The 17,948-nt window shown below is 39.3% G+C and carries 16 protein-coding genes and 4 tRNA genes; 16 read left to right on the top strand and 4 right to left on the bottom strand.

The window, feature by feature from the left end:
- Nucleotides 1–23: 23 nt before the first annotated feature.
- From AC1M9N_RS08505 to pilB, 3 genes are read right to left on the bottom strand one after another with little or no spacing between them, the layout of a single operon-like run.
- The gene (locus tag AC1M9N_RS08505) at nt 24–884 is read right to left on the bottom strand and encodes a prepilin peptidase (RefSeq protein WP_481954587.1); all 861 of its coding nucleotides are present in this window, start codon (nt 882–884) and stop codon (nt 24–26) included.
- Entirely contained in the window at nt 884–2,110 is a 1,227-nt protein-coding gene (locus AC1M9N_RS08500) for a type II secretion system F family protein (protein WP_092766657.1), read from the bottom strand. The genes AC1M9N_RS08505 and AC1M9N_RS08500 overlap by 1 nt, the downstream gene beginning before the upstream one ends.
- Nucleotides 2,111–2,130: 20 nt before the next feature.
- Nucleotides 2,131–3,840, bottom strand: coding sequence for a type IV-A pilus assembly ATPase PilB (pilB, locus tag AC1M9N_RS08495; RefSeq protein ID WP_481954586.1), 1,710 nt, complete (start codon nt 3,838–3,840; stop codon nt 2,131–2,133).
- Nucleotides 3,841–4,101: 261 nt separating this feature from the next.
- Between pilB and tpiA the strand changes: the two genes are divergently transcribed.
- The 16 genes from tpiA to AC1M9N_RS08415 all read left to right on the top strand — a co-directional run bounded on the left by tpiA (nt 4,102) and on the right by AC1M9N_RS08415 (nt 17,306).
- On the top strand, nt 4,102–4,893 hold the full coding sequence (gene tpiA / locus AC1M9N_RS08490) for a triose-phosphate isomerase (protein WP_481954585.1): 792 nt from the start codon (nt 4,102–4,104) through the stop codon (nt 4,891–4,893).
- Nucleotides 4,894–4,906: 13 nt separating this feature from the next.
- A complete protein-coding gene (gene secG / locus AC1M9N_RS08485) occupies nt 4,907–5,236 on the top strand; it encodes a preprotein translocase subunit SecG (RefSeq protein WP_035266018.1) in 330 nt (109 codons plus the stop codon).
- A 53-nt stretch (nt 5,237–5,289) separates the two neighbouring features.
- Nucleotides 5,290–5,374 (top strand) — tRNA-Leu (locus tag AC1M9N_RS08480).
- Nucleotides 5,375–5,422: 48 nt separating this feature from the next.
- Nucleotides 5,423–5,499 (top strand) — tRNA-Met (locus AC1M9N_RS08475).
- Between the two features lie 81 nt (nt 5,500–5,580).
- Nucleotides 5,581–5,657 (top strand) — tRNA-Met (locus AC1M9N_RS08470).
- A gap of 91 nt (nt 5,658–5,748) precedes the next feature.
- Nucleotides 5,749–5,825, top strand: a tRNA-Met gene (locus AC1M9N_RS08465).
- A 202-nt stretch (nt 5,826–6,027) separates the two neighbouring features.
- Complete coding sequence (gene rimP / locus AC1M9N_RS08460) at nt 6,028–6,552, top strand: ribosome maturation factor RimP (RefSeq protein ID WP_035266019.1); 525 nt, start codon at nt 6,028–6,030, stop codon at nt 6,550–6,552.
- A gap of 39 nt (nt 6,553–6,591) precedes the next feature.
- A complete protein-coding gene (gene nusA / locus AC1M9N_RS08455) occupies nt 6,592–8,076 on the top strand; it encodes a transcription termination factor NusA (protein ID WP_035266021.1) in 1,485 nt (494 codons plus the stop codon).
- 14 nt (nt 8,077–8,090) lie between these two features.
- Nucleotides 8,091–10,805: a translation initiation factor IF-2 gene (gene infB / locus AC1M9N_RS08450; RefSeq protein ID WP_180028666.1), complete on the top strand. Its 2,715-nt coding sequence runs from the start codon at nt 8,091–8,093 to the stop codon at nt 10,803–10,805.
- On the top strand, nt 10,805–11,209 hold the full coding sequence (locus AC1M9N_RS08445; protein ID WP_035266025.1) for a ribosome-binding factor A: 405 nt from the start codon (nt 10,805–10,807) through the stop codon (nt 11,207–11,209). The genes infB and AC1M9N_RS08445 overlap by 1 nt, the downstream gene beginning before the upstream one ends.
- 151 nt (nt 11,210–11,360) lie before the next feature.
- A complete protein-coding gene (locus tag AC1M9N_RS08440) occupies nt 11,361–11,951 on the top strand; it encodes a LemA family protein (RefSeq protein WP_035266027.1) in 591 nt (196 codons plus the stop codon).
- A 30-nt stretch (nt 11,952–11,981) separates the two neighbouring features.
- On the top strand, nt 11,982–13,052 hold the full coding sequence (locus AC1M9N_RS08435) for a TPM domain-containing protein (protein ID WP_481954584.1): 1,071 nt from the start codon (nt 11,982–11,984) through the stop codon (nt 13,050–13,052).
- The gene (locus AC1M9N_RS08430) at nt 13,046–13,606 is read left to right on the top strand and encodes a TPM domain-containing protein (protein ID WP_481954583.1); all 561 of its coding nucleotides are present in this window, start codon (nt 13,046–13,048) and stop codon (nt 13,604–13,606) included. The genes AC1M9N_RS08435 and AC1M9N_RS08430 overlap by 7 nt, the downstream gene beginning before the upstream one ends.
- 182 nt (nt 13,607–13,788) lie before the next feature.
- Nucleotides 13,789–14,250: a pilin gene (locus AC1M9N_RS08425; protein WP_481954582.1), complete on the top strand. Its 462-nt coding sequence runs from the start codon at nt 13,789–13,791 to the stop codon at nt 14,248–14,250.
- A gap of 377 nt (nt 14,251–14,627) precedes the next feature.
- On the top strand, nt 14,628–15,608 hold the full coding sequence (locus AC1M9N_RS08420; protein ID WP_481954581.1) for an O-antigen ligase family protein: 981 nt from the start codon (nt 14,628–14,630) through the stop codon (nt 15,606–15,608).
- Between the two features lie 69 nt (nt 15,609–15,677).
- The gene (locus AC1M9N_RS08415) at nt 15,678–17,306 is read left to right on the top strand and encodes a PglL family O-oligosaccharyltransferase (RefSeq protein WP_481954580.1); all 1,629 of its coding nucleotides are present in this window, start codon (nt 15,678–15,680) and stop codon (nt 17,304–17,306) included.
- Between the two features lie 36 nt (nt 17,307–17,342).
- Here AC1M9N_RS08415 and bfr read toward each other — a convergent pair whose 3' ends face one another.
- On the bottom strand, nt 17,343–17,807 hold the full coding sequence (gene bfr, locus AC1M9N_RS08410; protein WP_035264352.1) for a heteropolymeric bacterioferritin subunit Bfr: 465 nt from the start codon (nt 17,805–17,807) through the stop codon (nt 17,343–17,345).
- Nucleotides 17,808–17,948: the final 141 nt, after the last annotated feature.

Raw genomic sequence — 17,948 nt, 5'->3', positions numbered from 1 at the left:
ATCATAATGGGGCTTATTTTAGCTTAACCCCCTAAATAAACCTTCATAATTTCGTTACCCCATAAGAATGCAATCCATCCAGCAATCGCAATATAAGGTCCAAAAGCAAAGGGCTGATTTTCTTTTTTGACTTTCATCAAAATGATGCCGATGATTGCACCGACTAAGGATGAAAGTAGGACAATGAGCGGTAATAAAAATGGACCCATCCATGCACCAAGCGCGGCCAGTAATTTGAAGTCGCCATATCCCATTCCTTCTTTGCCTGTCACGATTTTAAATAAATAGTACACTACCCATAAACAGAGGAAACCAATCAAATATCCCCAAATTGCGGAGGTAGGTGAGGTGTAGAGTGCATAGCTATTTACCGCTAAACCAAGTGCAGCCAAGGGGAGAGTATATCGATCGGGTAAAAGTTGTGTATCGAAGTCGATGAATGTGAGTGCGATCAGTGTCCACGTTAAAATTAAGCCAAAAAGCATTTGTAGGCTTGGACCAAATACCGCGACGACCATTAATGAGCAAACAGCAGTCAAAACTTCTACCAGTGGATAACGAATGCTGATCGGATTTTCACATTCACCACATTTTCCACGCAAAAATAACCAACTTATCACTGGGATATTTTGATACCAACGAATAGGTGTTTTACATTTTGGGCAGGTCGATGCAGGTTTACTTAGCGTGAGCTTATCTTCATCAATTATGGCTTGGTCGGGATGTAAAAACGTCTGACAGTCTTGACGCCATTCTTGCTCCATCATTTTAGGTGTGCGGTAAATGACAACATTTAAAAAACTGCCGACACATAAGCTGATGATTCCTACAGTTAAATAGAGTGCTGTAGGCGATTGAATTAAATACCCAATTATTTCGTTCATTACACCACAGAACCCATTTGGAAGATTGGAAGATACATTGCGATGACTAAACCGCCGACCAAGACACCTAGAATGGCCATAATCAAAGGCTCCATCATGGAGGTTAAGCCATCGACAGCATTGTCGACTTCACTTTCATAATGGGTTGCAACCTTATCTAGCATAGCATCGAGTGAACCCGATTCTTCACCAATCGCTACCATTTGCACAGCCATAGATGGGAATAAATTGGTCGAGCGCATAGCGAAATGAAGTTGTTGACCAGTCGCAACGTCGTCACGAATACGCATAACTGCTTGCTCATATACCACGTTATTCGTTGCACCAGCTGTTGATTGGAGTGCATCGATTAAAGGGACGCCGGCAGCAAATGTGGTTGAAAGTGTACGGCTATAACGTGCGATAATTGCTTTATAAACCAAATCACCAAAAATAGGCAGCCTTAAAGCCGTGCGATCTAATGCATCCGCAAATTTTTGACTACGTTTTTTGGCTTCAATAAAGCCGATAATGGTCAGCGCGATACCGATAATTAAAATAAACCAATATTTTTGCACCCACTCAGACATTGCCACTACGAGTTGCGTGAACGCAGGTAAGTCTGCGCCAAATGAGCTAAACATCTCAGAGAAGACAGGAACCACTTTGACCATCAAAATAATGGTCACAATAATTGCAACCACAATGACAGTAATTGGATACTTCATCGCTTTTTTAATTTTTTGTTTGAGAACTTCACTTTTTTCTTTATAAATCGCAACTCGATCGAGCATGGTTTCAAGCGCACCTGATTGCTCACCTGATTCTACCAATGAGCAGAATAACTGATCAAAATGCTGAGGATATTTGCGTAGTGCACCTGCAAAAGTATTACCACCTTCGACCTCAGTTTTAATACCCAAAACCACTTCACGCATTGCAGGATTATCTAAGCCTTCTGCAACAATTTCAAAGCTTTGAACAAGTGGTACACCTGCTTTCATCATGGTGGCAAGCTGACGCGTAAAGATGGTGATGTCCAAAGTAGACACTTTCTTCTTCATTAAGCCTTCAAGAATATTCTTGCGCTTCTCGCGGATACTACGCACCGTAATGCCTTGTTTGCGGAGCATGACTTTTGCAAGTTGAATATTACGCGCAGGCATTTCACCTTTAACTTTGGTTCCCTTGCGATCCACGCCGTCATATACAAACGTTGGCATCATCTGTGCTTTTTTCACCGCCATAATGATTTCCTTATTTTTAATTATTCACTGGTCACACGATTCACTTCTTGTAAAGAAGTGAGTCCGTTCATGACCTTAATTAAGCCTGAACGTCGAAGATTCTTAAACCCCAGTCTTTCAGATGCAGCTGCAATCTCTAATGCATTGCCATCATCCATAATAATCTTCGAAATTTCAGGTGTCACTTTCATGACTTCATAAATACCGACACGTCCTTTATAACCATCACGGCACTCAGGACAACCGACAGGTTGATAAATTTTAAAATCTGGATCTGCTAAATCCTGTTCTGTGAATCCCATTTCTAACAAACTTGGTTTAGGAATATCAGCAGGTACTTTACAGTGTACACACAGTCGTCTAGCAAGTCGTTGAGCAATGACGAGATTCACCGAAGTTGCAATATTAAAAGAGGGAACCCCCATATTGCGCAACCGGGTTAAGGTTTCAGGAGCACTATTGGTATGAAGTGTAGACATCACCATGTGGCCTGTTTGTGCTGCCTTAATTGCAATTTCAGCTGTTTCGAGATCTCGAATCTCCCCGACCATAATAATATCAGGATCTTGACGCAGGAATGATTTCAATGCGACTGAGAAGCTTAAGCCCACTTTATAGTTGACGTTGACCTGATTAATGCCTTCTAAGTTAATTTCTACGGGATCTTCTGCTGTAGAGATGTTGGCATTTTCAGTATTTAAAATATTCAATCCTGTATAAAGCGATACTGTTTTACCAGAACCTGTTGGACCCGTAATCAGTAACATGCCTTGAGGCTTCTCAAGTGCCTCAAGAAATAAAGCTTTCTGATCTTCTTCATAACCTAATGCATCAATACCAAGCATTGCACTAGACGGATCCAAAATACGTAATACGATTTTTTCACCAAATAAGGTTGGCAATGAGTTAACACGAAAATCAATCGCTTTAGTACGAGATAATTTAAGCTTAATACGGCCATCTTGCGGAATACGCTTTTCTGAAATATCCATTTGAGACATAACTTTCAAGCGTGAAGCTAATCGATTCGCGAGTTGCAATGGTGGATTTGCAACAGTTCTTAAAACACCATCAACGCGGTATCGAACTCGGTACGTTTTTTCATAAGGTTCGAAGTGTAAATCTGATGCACCCATGCGAATGGCGTCAACCAAAAGCTTGTTGATGTACTTAACAATCGGGGAATCATCACCTGAAGGACCATCATCGTTATTATTTTGCGGTGTATCGTTCTCGACCACGTTAACGTCAAGATCTTCATCACCGAAATTGAAATTCTCATTTTCAGAAAAATGCTTTTCGATCAGTTTTTCAAGTTTATTATGTTCTACAGTAATAGGAACGACGTTTAATTTACTATTAAATCGAATTGCTTCCAATGCTTCGATATCTGTAGGATCACTCGTCGCTACAAATAAAGATATACCTCGTTGATATAAAGGTAAGATTAAATGTTTTGTAACAAGATTTTCTGCAACGATATCTTTGGGTAGTAACTCAACATTATATGCATCTAAATCGAACAATGGCTCCCCAAACTCTTGAGCAACCATTTCAGCAATCGTATTTGCTCGTATTTTGAGATGTTCAACGAGGTAAGGTACTAATTTTTGATGAGATTTTTTTGAATTAATAATAGCATTTTGCATTTGCTGGGAGGTCAAAATGCCTTCATCAACCAAACGACGACTTAACCCAGAAAATTTTGGCCCACTTTGATCTAAAGTCATCCCCAATACGCCTTAAATTCATTTTATAATTCGAATATTAAAATTATACGGTTATAAGTAGAAAATTCTATACTTAAAATCATTAATATTATCCGAAAACTATGAAAAAATTGAATTTTTTCACTAATTCTGTTGGGTATTGTATCTTATGTTGTCTTTTTTTAAAGAATTCTAGGTGCTGAATCTGTATCCATTGAATTTTTACGTTAATTTTTTAAAATCCGTGTAGAATGTGCGCATTTTTGATAGAAGGTTAGATCTATGTCGGGTTCGACAATTACTCCGTGGGTTGTAGGCAATTGGAAAATGAACCCAATGCAGGCTAACACGCAACAGCTTTTAGTTGATTTGAAACAACAGCTTGAGCAAGCTTCAATCGCTCATGATGTTTGTAAAATTGGTGTTGCGCCAACTTTATTGGCTTTACTCCAAGTAAAAAATGAACTTGCAACAGATGCTCATGAAGTGTTTGTGGTTGCTCAAGATGTATCTCGTATTGCGGGTACTGGTGCATTTACAGGTGAAGTCAGCGCAGATCTTTTAAAGGATAGCCAGGTCGATTATGTATTAATTGGACATTCTGAGCGTCGTGAAATATTTAATGACACGCCTGCGATTCTTAATGAAAAAATAAAAAATGCTTTAGCTGCTAACTTACATATCATCTATTGTGTGGGTGAAAGCCTTGAACAGCGTGAAAGTGGGCAAGCTGAGCAAGTGGTGTTACAACAAATTTGTGACATTGCAGGTGTTGTGAATCCAGAGCAATGGGTGCATATTACCGTCGCTTACGAGCCAATTTGGGCAATTGGAACTGGTAAAACAGCTTCCCCGGATGATGCACAAGCAATGCATGCTAAAATTCGTGAAGGATTGAGTCAAATTACACCTGAAGGTCAAAACATAGCAATTCTTTATGGTGGTAGTGTAAAACCTGAGAATGCTGTTGAATTGGCAGCATGCCCTGATATCAATGGTGCCCTCGTAGGCGGTGCATCACTCAATGCAGAATCATTTGTTCAAATTGCGCAAGCATTTGCCCAATCAAAATAATTAGGAGTTCATCATGCAATCTTTTGTACTGGTGCTACACATCATTTTAGCGTTATTGATGATTATTTTAATTCTAGTACAGCATGGTAAAGGTGCAGATGCAGGTGCGTCTTTTGGCGGTGGCGGTGCAGCGACTGTATTCGGCGCTTCTGGTTCTGGTAACTTCTTAACTCGTTTAACCGGGATACTTACTGCTTTATTCTTTATCACAAGTATTAGCTTGGCTTACTTTGCGAAGCAGCAAACGACAGATGCTTATGGTTTGAAAACGATTAACACAACTGAGCAAGTTGATCAAAAATCGCCTGAAACTTCATCAACTGCACCAAAACCAGCTGAATAATTGAATATTTCGCTTTCAATTTTTCATTGAAACCACTAGAATGCGTCACAGCTGCGGTGGTGGTGGAATTGGTAGACACGCTACCTTGAGGTGGTAGTGCTTTCGGGCGTGGGGGTTCAAGTCCCCCCTTCCGCACCAACTTATAATCCAGAAGTTTAAGTTGGTGTTTGCAGCAAAATCTGTTGATGCGGGATGGAGCAGTCTGGTAGCTCGTCGGGCTCATAACCCGAAGGTCGTTGGTTCAAATCCAGCTCCCGCTACCAATCAATCCTATAATTAAGATGCAAACTTAAAATAGGCAACTTAAACAAAGTTTGAGTTGAGATATACTTTTTGCACGTTGATGCGGGATGGAGCAGTCTGGTAGCTCGTCGGGCTCATAACCCGAAGGTCGTTGGTTCAAATCCAGCTCCCGCTACCACTTTTGATTAAGGTGCAACTTAATCAAGTCTAATTAGAAAGTTTTTCTGATTGAAAAATGATTCAAATTTAGATATAATTTTGCACGTTGATGCGGGATGGAGCAGTCTGGTAGCTCGTCGGGCTCATAACCCGAAGGTCGTTGGTTCAAATCCAGCTCCCGCTACCAAGTTTCTAAAGAGGCTCACAACTAGGTGGGCCTTTTTGCACAGTGGGCATTGCTTTTCTGTGCAATAATGGGGGCGAATGCGCCCTTTTTTGTTATCTATCGTGTAGTGTGGACATCAATTGGTCAAATAATCATGCTATCACTATAGTTAGTCTGTGTCGGTCTGTTGGCCGATTGAATCGCACATAAATGACGAGAGTAAATGAAGTTATCAAATAAAACCCAAGCATTGTATGAACTGATCGCACCCGCTGTTGAGGCGTGCGATGTTGAACTATGGGGTTTAGAATTTACACCTCAGGGTAAGCGTTCGCTAGTACGTATCTACATTGACAAGCCTGAAGATCCAAACAAAGAACCTGTTATTTCCGAAGACGGTGAAATTGATCTTGGTCGTGGTGTGGGTGTGCAAGATTGTGTACGTGTTACCCAACAAGTTGGTGCAATCCTCGATGTTCATGATCCAATTTCTGGTGAATATGCATTAGAAGTGTCATCTCCAGGTTGGGATCGTACTTTCTTTAAACTTGAACAGATGCAAGCATATATTGGTCAACAAGTTGCTTTACGTTTGATTTCTGCAGTGGATAACCGCCGTAAATTCCAAGCGAAACTGGTTGCTGTAGATGTAGAAAATGAAATGATCCAAGTTGAAGTTGAAAAGCAACAAGTGCTCGAGATCGATAGTCACAATATCGATAAGGCCAACTTGATCTACCAAGACTAAATTAATCTTAACTAAAAGAATTTGAATAGTAGGTGACTTATGGGCCGTGAAATTCTTACCGTTGCTGAGACGGTTAGTAATGAAAAAGGTGTTAGTCGTGAAGCGATTTTCGAAGCGCTCGAGCAAGCTCTAGTTGCTGCAACGAAGAAAAAATTCTACGAAGGCACAAATTCTGAAGAAGCACAGTTGCGCGTTGAAATCGATCGTAAGACTGGTGAATACCGTACTTTCCGTCAATGGACTGTAGTAGCAGATGAAGATCATGAAATGCCTGCATGCCAAGACGCGATTTCTGATGTGGACCCAGCGAAATGGTCAATCGGTGATGTGCGTGAGCTTGAAGTAGAATCAATTGAATTTGGTCGTATTGCAGCTCAAATCGCGAAGCAAGTTATTGTTCAGAAAATTCGTGAAGCTGAACGTGCGCTTATTGCAGATGCATATGAATCTAAAGTTGGTGAGTTAATTTACGGTGAAGTAAAGAAACAAACTAAAGATGGTTTCATTATTGACCTCGGTGAGAATGCGGAAGCATATCTTGCACGTGAAGAAATGATCGCAAAAGAAATTTTACGTCCTAAACAGCGTGTAAATGCGATTTTATTTAACGTAAACCGTGAAGGTCGTGGTGCGCAGCTACAACTTTCTCGTGCTAAGCCAGAAATGTTAATGGCATTGATGAAAAAAGAAATTCCAGAAATTTCTGAAGAAATCATCGAAATTAAAGCTGCTGCACGTCAACCGGGTGTTCGTGCTAAAATTGCAGTGAAAACGAACGATCATCGTATTGATCCAGTTGGTGCATGTATTGGTATGCGTGGAACACGTATCCAAGCTGTACAGCAAGAATTGAACGGTGAACGTATTGATGTTGTAGTTTGGTCAGATGATCCAGCTCAATATATCGCAAGTGCTTTAGAGCCAGCAGATGTATCGGGTATTGTGATTGATGAAGAAGAACGCACAGCAGATATTATTTTTGCTACAAGCGATCAATTGGCGCGTGCAATTGGTTCTCAAGGTCAAAACGTACGTTTAGCTTCTGAGTTAACTGGTTACAAGCTCAATATGATGCTTGAAGAAGAGTACCGTGCTCGTCAACAAAATGAAGCACAGCAATATCTCGATATGTTTGTAGGTCGTCTTGATATTGAAGAAGACCTTGCGATGGCATTGGTAGAAATGGGCTTTACTTCACTTGAAGAGATTGCTTACGTTCCAGCTGAAACATTTGATGAAATCGAATTAGATGCAGAAACGGTTGAGCTTTTACAAAGCCGTGCGAAAGAAGTTGCATTAGCAGATGCACTGAAAGAGCAAGAAAATATTCAAGAACCGAGCGAAGAGCTTCTAGCAATGGAAGGAATGAGTTCAGAGCTTGCTTATGCATTAGCGGCTCGCGGTGTAATCACAGTAGATGATTTAGCAGATCAGGCAACTGATGATATCTCTGATATCGAAGGTTTAGGTGCTGAGAAAGCAGGTCAATTGATCATGAAAGCACGTGAATCATGGTTTAATTAACGAGGAGGTCATACATGACGGATAAGTCAATTAAAGAGTTAGCAGTCAGCGTAGGTCTTCCAGTTGAAAAACTATTAGATCAGGTGCGAGATGCTGGGTTGCCTCAATCTAAGGCAGAAGACACAATCTCAGTAGAACAGCAAGACCGTTTAGTCGCTCATTTGAAAAAAGCGCATGGGCAAGACAGCGGCAGCGCAGGAAAAATCACGTTGAAACGTAAAACTACGAGTACTGCAAAAGTAGCAAGTACATCAGGTAAAGCTAAAACTATTAACGTAGAAGTTCGTAAGAAGCATACGTTCACTAAGCCAGATCCTGAACAAATTAAAGCTGAAGCATTGGCAAAAGCAAAAGCTGAAACTGAAGCAAAAGCACAGCAAAAAGTTGAAGTTAAACCAGTTCAAGCTGAAGAGAAGGCGCAACCTGCAGTAAGTAAAGCGAAAGCGAACTTAGATGCAATGCGTGCTGCAGCGAAACAATCGAGTGAGAAGCAAGAAGTTGCTAAAGCTGCGGTTGTGGTTAAGCGCAAGTCAACAAATAAACCGATTGTTAAACAAGCAACTAAGCCAACTGAAACTGCAGAACAGAAAAAAGCACGTGAAGCTGAAGCTGCTAAATTAAAAGCAGTTGAAGAAGCAGCACGTCGTAAAGCAGCTGAAGAAGCACAACAACGTACGCTTGAACAAATGCGTCAGATGGCTTCTAAGTACTCTAATGAAGATGCAACTGCAACGATTCGTGTGGTCGATGATTCTCCATTGGCTGCTGGTCTTGTTGGTCAAGCATACGAAGATTCATTTGCGAAAGAAGACCGTGACATTAAGCGTGGTAATAACACACCAGGTGCACGTTCTCCTAAGAAAGGTGGTCGTCGTGGTCAAGAAGAGCAATCTTTCCGTGACAACTCTCATAAACGTGGTTTGAAATCAAGCCAAGCTAATAAACATGGTTTCGAGAAGCCAGTTAAAAAGCAAGTTTATGATGTTGAAATCGGTGCAACTATTGTTGTTGCTGACCTTGCTGCAAAAATGGCGATTAAGGTTCGTGAAGTAATTAAAACACTCATGAAAATGGGTGAGCTTGTCACTCAAAACCAATCAATTGACCAAGATACAGCAGTTCTAGTGGTTGAAGAAATGGGTCATAACCCAGTTCTAGTATCAGATACTCAAGCAGAAGATAACTTACTTGAAGCGGCTGAAGAAGCACGTGGTGCACAAACAACGCGTCCACCAGTGGTTACTATCATGGGTCACGTTGACCATGGTAAGACATCGCTTCTTGATCGTATTCGTCGTGCGAAAGTAGCGCAAGGTGAAGCGGGCGGTATTACACAGCATATCGGTGCTTATCACGTTACAACGGATAAAGGTATTATCACTTTCTTAGATACTCCGGGACACGCAGCATTTACTGCGATGCGTTCACGTGGTGCGAAAGCAACTGATATCGTTGTATTGGTGGTCGCAGCTGATGATGGTGTTATGCCACAAACAGCGGAAGCGATTGACCATGCTCGTGCAGCAGGTACGCCAATCATTGTTGCAATCAACAAGATGGATAAAGAATCTGCTGATCCAGATCGCGTATTGAATGAATTGACAACTAAAGAAATCGTGCCTGAGCAATGGGGTGGTGATGTCCCTGTCGCGATGGTTTCTGCGCACACGGGTGCAGGTATTGATGAACTTCTTGACTTGATCTTGATTCAATCTGAACTTCTAGAGCTAAAAGCTTCTGAAGAAGGTGCGGCACAAGGTGTTGTAATCGAAGCACGTGTTGATAAAGGTCGTGGTGCGGTTACTTCGATTCTTGTTCAAAATGGTACATTAAAAGTAGGTGACCTCGTTCTTGCAGGCGCATCTTACGGTCGTGTACGTGCGATGACTGATGAAAATGGTCAACGTATTAAGTCTGCAGGTCCATCGATTCCAGTTGAAATCTTAGGTCTTCCAGAAGCGCCAATGGCAGGTGACGAAGTTCTTGTTGTAAATGATGAGAAGAAAGCACGTGAAGTGGCTGATGCGCGTATGGATCGTGAACGTCAAAAACGTTTAGAGCGTCAATCTGCAATGCGTCTTGAAAACTTAATGGCTTCAATGGGCAAAAAAGATGTGCCGATTGTGAATGTAGTTCTGAAGACAGATGTTCGCGGTACATTGGAAGCGCTTCATGTTGCATTGGCTGAACTTTCAACTGATGAAGTGAAAGTGCGTGTCATTGGTTCAGGTGTTGGTGCGATTACTGAGTCTGATGTCACACTTGCAGAATCTTCAGAAGCATTCTTATTAGGCTTTAACGTTCGTGCAGATAATACAGCACGTCAAAAAGCTGACGCAGATGGTATCGACATCCGTTACTACTCAATCATTTATCAATTGATTGATGATGTGAAAGATGCAATGAGTGGTAAGCTTGCACCAGAACATCGTGAAACAATTCTTGGTGTGGCTGAAGTACGTGAAGTATTCCACTCAAGTAAATTTGGTGCGGCAGCAGGTTGTATGGTTCTTGAGGGCTTATTACACCGTAATAAACCAATTCGTGTCTTACGTGATGACGTGGTTGTGTTCCAAGGTGAACTTGAATCACTGCGCCGTTATAAAGAAGTGGTTGAAGAAGTTCGTGCTGGTATGGAATGTGGTCTTGCAGTCAAAGGCTATAAAGACATCAAAGTGCTCGATAAAATCGAAGTCTATGATGTTCAATTAATTAAACGGAGTCTTTAATGGCGGGTAGTCAACGTCTTAAGCGTATGGCGGACACGGTTCAGCGTGAATTGTCTGAACTTATCCGTCAGGAGCTGAAAGATCCACGCTTAGGTGGTCTTGTGACCATCTCAGCGGTGAAAGTGAGCCCAGATTTAGGCTATGCTGAAGTTTATGTCACTGTCATGGGTCGTGAACTTGGTGATGAGCAAAGTGAAGCAGCAAATAAAGATACTCTAGATGTTTTAAATAAAGCATCAGGTTTTCTACGTCATGAGCTGAGTCGTCGTATTAAGACACGTATCACACCTCGTTTACGTTTCCATTATGATAAAACTAATGCATACGGAAACTACATGTTTGGTCTAATTGCTGAAGCTGTGAAGGACTTACCTCCAGCTGACGATAAAAAAGACGAAGAGTAGTTTCAAACAAAAAGCCACCTTAGGGTGGCTTTTTTTATCTTAATGTTTTTATATAAATTAAAGCCATAAAATAAATGCTACATTCAATTTTGAATTTGCGTATACAATATTTTTAATTAAACAAATACAAATAAATAATGAGGTTGATGTCATGCAAATTTTAAAAAAATCAGCTGTTGTGCTCGCATTATCAAGTACCTTGCTTTTCACAGGTTGTGGGTACAATACACTTCAAGCGAAAGATGAAGCGGTGACTGCATCATGGTCTGAGGTACAAAACCAATACCAGCGTCGAGCAGACCTTGTTCCGAATTTGGTGAATGTAGTTAAAGGATATGCAAAACATGAAGAACAAGTTTTAACTGAAGTCACAGAGGCACGTGCAAATGTTGCAGGGCTCAAAGTTGATAAAGAAGTTCTTGAAAATCCTGAACTATTCAAGCGTTATCAAGAAGCGCAATCGCAAATGACAAGTGCATTATCACGTTTGCTGGCAGTGACTGAAAACTATCCAGATCTTAAAGCGAATGAGCAATTCCGTGATTTGCAGGTACAATTAGAGGGTACAGAAAACCGTATAGCAGTTGCGCGTAATCGCTATATTTCTACCGTCCAAGATTACAACACCTATGTTCGTCAATTCCCACAAGTCGTAACTGCGAAAGTCATTGGCATGGATGCAAAAGAAAACTTTAGTGCTGAAGCGAGTGCACAAAAGGCACCTAATGTTTCTTTTGATTAAATCAATAATTATAAGTTGATGAATATGAGCATGAGCATGAGAACTCAGCATCTTAGACACAATAGTATGAAATTGCTTTCATGGCTATTTGTCTTTGCGATGACCTGTACATTGCAAATGATTCATGCAGAAACTGCAACAGCAGTAGATCATGAGTCTGACGCGATTGTGCTGGGAAAAGTGATTCAACCCAATTCAACAAATCCATCATCAAGTGCTCAGCAAAATAAACCAACTCCAGTACCTCCTGTTACTGTTTCAAATGATATGCAGGAAGGAGACACTCAACGTCAACTCCCTACATTAAATGAACCTGTGATAGATCAGGCGAATATACTTTCTCCTCAAGAAAAGTCGGAACTCGATACAATAATTCGCGGTCTATATAACGAGGGTAAGGCTCAAATTGGGATCGTCATTGTTCCAACAACTGGTCAGGAAGGTATCTTTGATTTTGCAATGCGTACTGCACAGACTTGGGGGTTAGGTTCTGCTCAACAAGATAATGGTTTATTAATCGCAGTGGCGATTAATGATCGAAGATTACATATCGCAACAGGTTATGGATTGGAAGGTGTGATTCCAGATATCGTTGCGAGTCGAATCATTCGCGAACAAATCACCCCTTATTTTAAAGCCAATGAATTTGGACAGGGTTTAATTGCAGGGGTTAGAGAAATTCAACGAATCGTTAACCTTGATCCGGAAATTGCCCAACAAGCCGCTGAAGAACTGAAACTTAGGCAAGAACAAGCGTTAAAAGCACAATATGCAAAAGAAAAGACATTTAACACGGTATTATTTATTTTGATCGCTGGTGTGATTGGTTCTTTTATTATTGGTAATCGTTTAAGTGCATCGGTGGCGGGTGTTACTGCTTTTGCAGCGAGCATGATTTATGGTTCAGGGATTTTAATCAGCTTGATTGTGGGTATCGGAATTTTCTTTTTATTATTTACATCCATCGCACAGTTGATTTTCCAAGCATTTTTATCTGGCGGAGGACGCGGCGGCAGTGGCGGTCGAGGCGGATTTGGCGGTGGTGGATTTAGTGGCGGTGGTGGTGGCTTTGGTGGGGGAGGTGCGTCAGGCTCATGGTAACAAAAACTGAAACGACAGAAATTATCACTGAACCAAAGTTGCAACAAGCATCTCAACCGAGCTTCAAGCGCTGGATTAAGCACTTTTGTTATTTGCCTGCATCTAAACGTTATTTTTCCAAGATGGACCAAAATGCAATTGCTGAGGCAGTGAAACAAGCGGAGCAAGGTCATATTGGAGAGATTCAAGTGGTCATAGAGGGATATATTCCATGTGCCTTGGCTTATTCAATGAATACTCGTCAGCGCGCCGAACAGCTTTTTGCTGAATTAGGTGTATGGGATACAGAATTTAATAGTGGTGTACTGATATATTTAAATCTATGTGAACAGAAAGTTGAAATTGTGATTGATCGTGGAATTCAAAAGGCCACAACGCAACAGGATTGGCAAGCAATCTGTGATCACATGATTAATGAGCTAAAAAATAAAAATTATAAACAGGGTGTTATTGTTGGTGTAATGGAAGTCGGTGAAATTCTGAATCGTTTTTATGATGATAAAGTGCAAGATTTAGAAAATGAGCTCAGTAATCAGCCAATTATTTTAAATTGAGTTAAGGAAAGTGACAAAAAATGTCACTTTTTTACATAAATTAACATTAAAAATAAATTTGAAAATTATTTATTGGCAACCTTAAAGCGTTATCCGAAAATAGCATCAGTTAGTTAGCAACAATAAAATCTATTTTGGGGATAGGTTGTTAACTTTGAACTTAAAAAATTAGGAGAGATGTTATGAACGCTCAAAAAGGTTTTACTTTAATCGAGTTAATGATTGTTGTTGCAATTATCGGTATTCTTGCTGCGATTGCGATTCCTGCTTATCAAAACTACATCGCTAAATCTCAAGTGAGTGAAGCTCTAAGTTTATCTGCAGGTCTAAAAACAGCTATTCAAACCAACTTACAAAATAATACTTGTTTTGCTGATGGTAATACTACTGTTGGTGATAAAGACAAATTGGCAGGTAAGTATGGTGATGCTGTAATTGGTGGTACTGCAGCTACTGCACCTACAGCAGGTGAAACAGGTTGTACTATTACATATACTTTTAAAGAAACAGGTGTTTCGAATAAAGTTTCAAACTCAAAAATTGTTGTTGGTGTTCAAGAGAATGGAACATTGGTTCTTGATAAAACGAATACAACTACTAATGTAGACTTTCTACCACAATCTTTAACGGTTTCTGGTTCATAAGTTAAATTGAATTAAAAAGAGGATTTTAAAATCCTCTTTTTTTATGAGAAAAATAAATGTTGTACTTGGTCATTTTCTTTTTATCCCTATTTTTGTTAGGGATAAACTTTGCTTGGCTCACTAGTGAGTATGATGAATTACGACTTATACAAATTTTATTAATTAGTCTAACTGGACCATTTCTCTTATTTAGTAAAAAACAAAAAATACTTTCTAAAACTCAAAGTTCATTCACTTTTCTGGTTGGTATATTGTCAATTATTCTAATTTTCTGGCATTTTTCAATCTATCACATTTATGATTTTCTTCAACTTTTGGGTCTATTTCTACTATTTATTTGTCTAACTCATACTGATTTGACAAGCGATCGGAGTAATATGTTGATCGCTATTTTATTGGTTCTGTCTTGCATACCTTTTCTGAATTTATTTTTTTCTATTTTTGAGTTAATGCAGAGCGGTATTTGGTACCGATGGCAGTTAAATACTGGATCTGTACGAATCATTGATAGTGTTTTAGTTGTAATGTTTTGGTTAGGTTTTTATCTAAAAGATAAAAATACTTTTATCTGGAAATTCTTTCCCATTTTCAGTTTTTTATTGTTTTTAGGATTATTTTTCGATGGTGCACGTGCAGCTTTACTAAGTATTATCGCACCTCTTATTTTTTTATTCATTATTGGACCACAGCATCGTAAATCTATAATGATCTGTGCTTTAGTGATTTTAATTGCATACGTTATTTTTAACCTAACCCATTACTTTTACTCACAATTATATCCAGAGAAAAAGATCTTAAATATCGTCCGATATTCAAGTTCTGGGCGCTCTGAAATGTGGGAGTTTGTTGCTCAACAATGGTTATATCAACCTTTTACTGGTTTAGGGGGAGGCTATCTAGCTAGTATCCAATATCATATTGCTCATCATATGCATAATATTTATTTTCGTTTGATATTTGAATGGGGAGTTGTTGGGATATTATTCTTAAGTTGGATTTTGATTAAGCTATTTGTATTTTTTAGATCAGAAACACCAATAATCCTAAAAATGGGTGTCCTTGCGATAATGATTGATGGCTTCTTTTCGGGTAATTTTATTTACCCAGCTGCTCAGGTCATTTGCATCTTATTTCTTGCTTTAGCTTTTCAAGTGCAGTATCAAATTACAGTTGAGAGCAGTCAAGTTAAACAAGGGTTGAATCAAAAGTATATATTCGGATTATTCTATTGCATTTTTATCATTTTAGTAATCAGTTTCCTCCGAGAGGACTTTCTATGTCAAGGGTGTGCTGGAATGCAAGGAAAAGCATTACCTTATTTTTGGGGATTAGGTCACAGCGCTAGCTTAGAAAAGTAGGAATAATTTAATTAATCTAATAGAAGCAAATGTTTTAACATAGTGTAAATTTAATTTAGCACCATAGTTATGATTTTTTATGCCCTAAGTATTGTATTGATCATGGTTGCTTGGCTGTTGCCATACCATCGTTCTCCTTGGCCAACCTTCGGTTCAGAAGTACTGACGTTTATCGCAGCCTCTTTTTTATTGCTATGCTTCGCAAAATCTAAAGTAAAAATCGCAAAACCACAGCTTTATTTATTGCCATTTTTAAGTATTCCACTCATTCAATTTATATTTGGTCAGAACATCTATTTGAGCAATGCTTTATTTAGTTTTGCGTATATTCTGTTCTTTGCATTGATGGTCATTGCTGGATATCAACTTTGCCTTGAGCAGAAAAAGAGAGAGCAAGTATTTAAAATTACCTGTTTAACATTTATTTCCGTTGGCTTCATTTCCGCTATATTCGCGATGCTTCAATGGCTTCAGTTGAATTGGATTTTAGGCGATCTCATTTATCCACTAAAGGGAAATAGACCTTACGCCAATTTAGCTCAACCCAATAACTTAGGGACTTTACTTTTTTTAGGTCTACTGAGTTCGCTCTATCTATTTGAAAAACGATTACTTTCCAATCTTTATCTTATACCAATAGCATTTGTTATTTTATTGGGAATTGTTTTAGCACAATCCCGAACAAGCATTATCGTTTGTGCTTTTATCGTGATCTATTGGTTAATCAAACAATTCAAAAAACAGAATCGATTTTCATTGACCCATTTAGCTTTTTGGTTAGGTGTTTTTGTACTCTTAACACTAAATTTAACGACGATCAACCAGTTGATTTTTTCTATTGGTGATTCAGCTTCAGTTGTGCAAAGTTCCGCAGCAAACCGTGCTGTCCAAGGTATGGGCGATATTCGTCTTGATATGTGGCAACAAATGATAGCAGCGATTCTGCATCAACCATGGTGGGGGTATGGGTGGAATCAAACAGGCTTAGCACAATACTATATTACCGATACCTTCCAAGTTTCACTTTGGTATAAAAGTGCACACAACATGATTCTAGACTTATTGGTATGGAATGGTTTGATTTTAGGTGGGTTTATTCTTCTGTACTTTACAGCTTGGCTACTTTGGCTCAATAAAGGGGTGAAGGATAATATCTCGATCATTGCAACATTAATGGTATGTGCAATCTTCATTCATGGCATGTTAGAGTTTCCTTTGCATTATGCTTATTTTCTACTTCCAGCAGGTTTCTTACTGGGCATCATTCAGGCGCAATATGCAAAATTGCCTTCAGTGAAAATAAATGGTCGAGTGTTCGCAGTGGTTGCTCTTATCACGATTGTTGGGGCTTTAGCTACGACACGGGATTATTTTTTATATAAAGAGCAAAGTGTACTCGCATCAAAGACAGAAGCTTTAACAGTAGATCAGCAACACACCATGCAAAAGAAAATTTGGTTGATTACTCAATTTAAAGAGCGTGTGTGGTGGATCGGATTAGATCCTAAAACTGAAATGACAGAACAACAACTTGCTGATCTAGAGCGAATGGTTGCAAACTTGGCATCAAAATATGATTTACATAAGTATGCACAAGTGTTGGCTTTTAATGGTAAGGAGCAAGAAGCGAAGCATCAACTATGGATTTTAGAAACATTGCATAAGCAACATATTGAGTATGATGACTTATTGAAATAAAAAAATCCCCGAAAGGGGATTTTTTTATTTCAATCATTAAATTTGGCTTTGAATATAATTCTCTACACCAACTTGATCGACAAGATCGAGTTGAGTGGTCGCCCAATCTAAATACTCTTCTTCTTTTTCTAAAATCTCTTGTACTAAATCACGCGTAACGTAATCGAGTTGTTCTTCTGCTAATTTCACAGCAGTTTGTATCGTTTCAATGTTTTCTTTTACTTTCCGAACATCGCATTGCAGCACTTCGATTGTGTGTTGACCAATATAGAGCTTACCCAGATGTTGAAGATTTGGAAGACCTTCTAAAAATAAAATGCGTTCAATGATTTTATCTGCATGCTTCATTTGGCGGATAGATTCTTTATATTCCGCTGAACCGAGTTGTTCGATGCCCCAATCATTAAACATGCGTGAATGTAAAAAATATTGGTTGATGGCTGTAAGATGGTGGTAAAGCACCTGATTTAACTGATGAATAACGTCACGGTTGCCTTTCATGATCTTAGCTCCAAACTCAAAATTTAGCCTATCATAGAAGGCTATCGATAGAGATTATCTTAACCCAACTTGCTAAAGCCTGACGAGTAATTTATTGAACAGCAAATGAAAATCGCAATCAAATACACTTTTTCAAAAAAT

This window comes from Acinetobacter sp. ANC_7655 (genome assembly GCF_056784015.1).
This window is presented reverse-complemented; position numbering and strand designations above follow the sequence as displayed.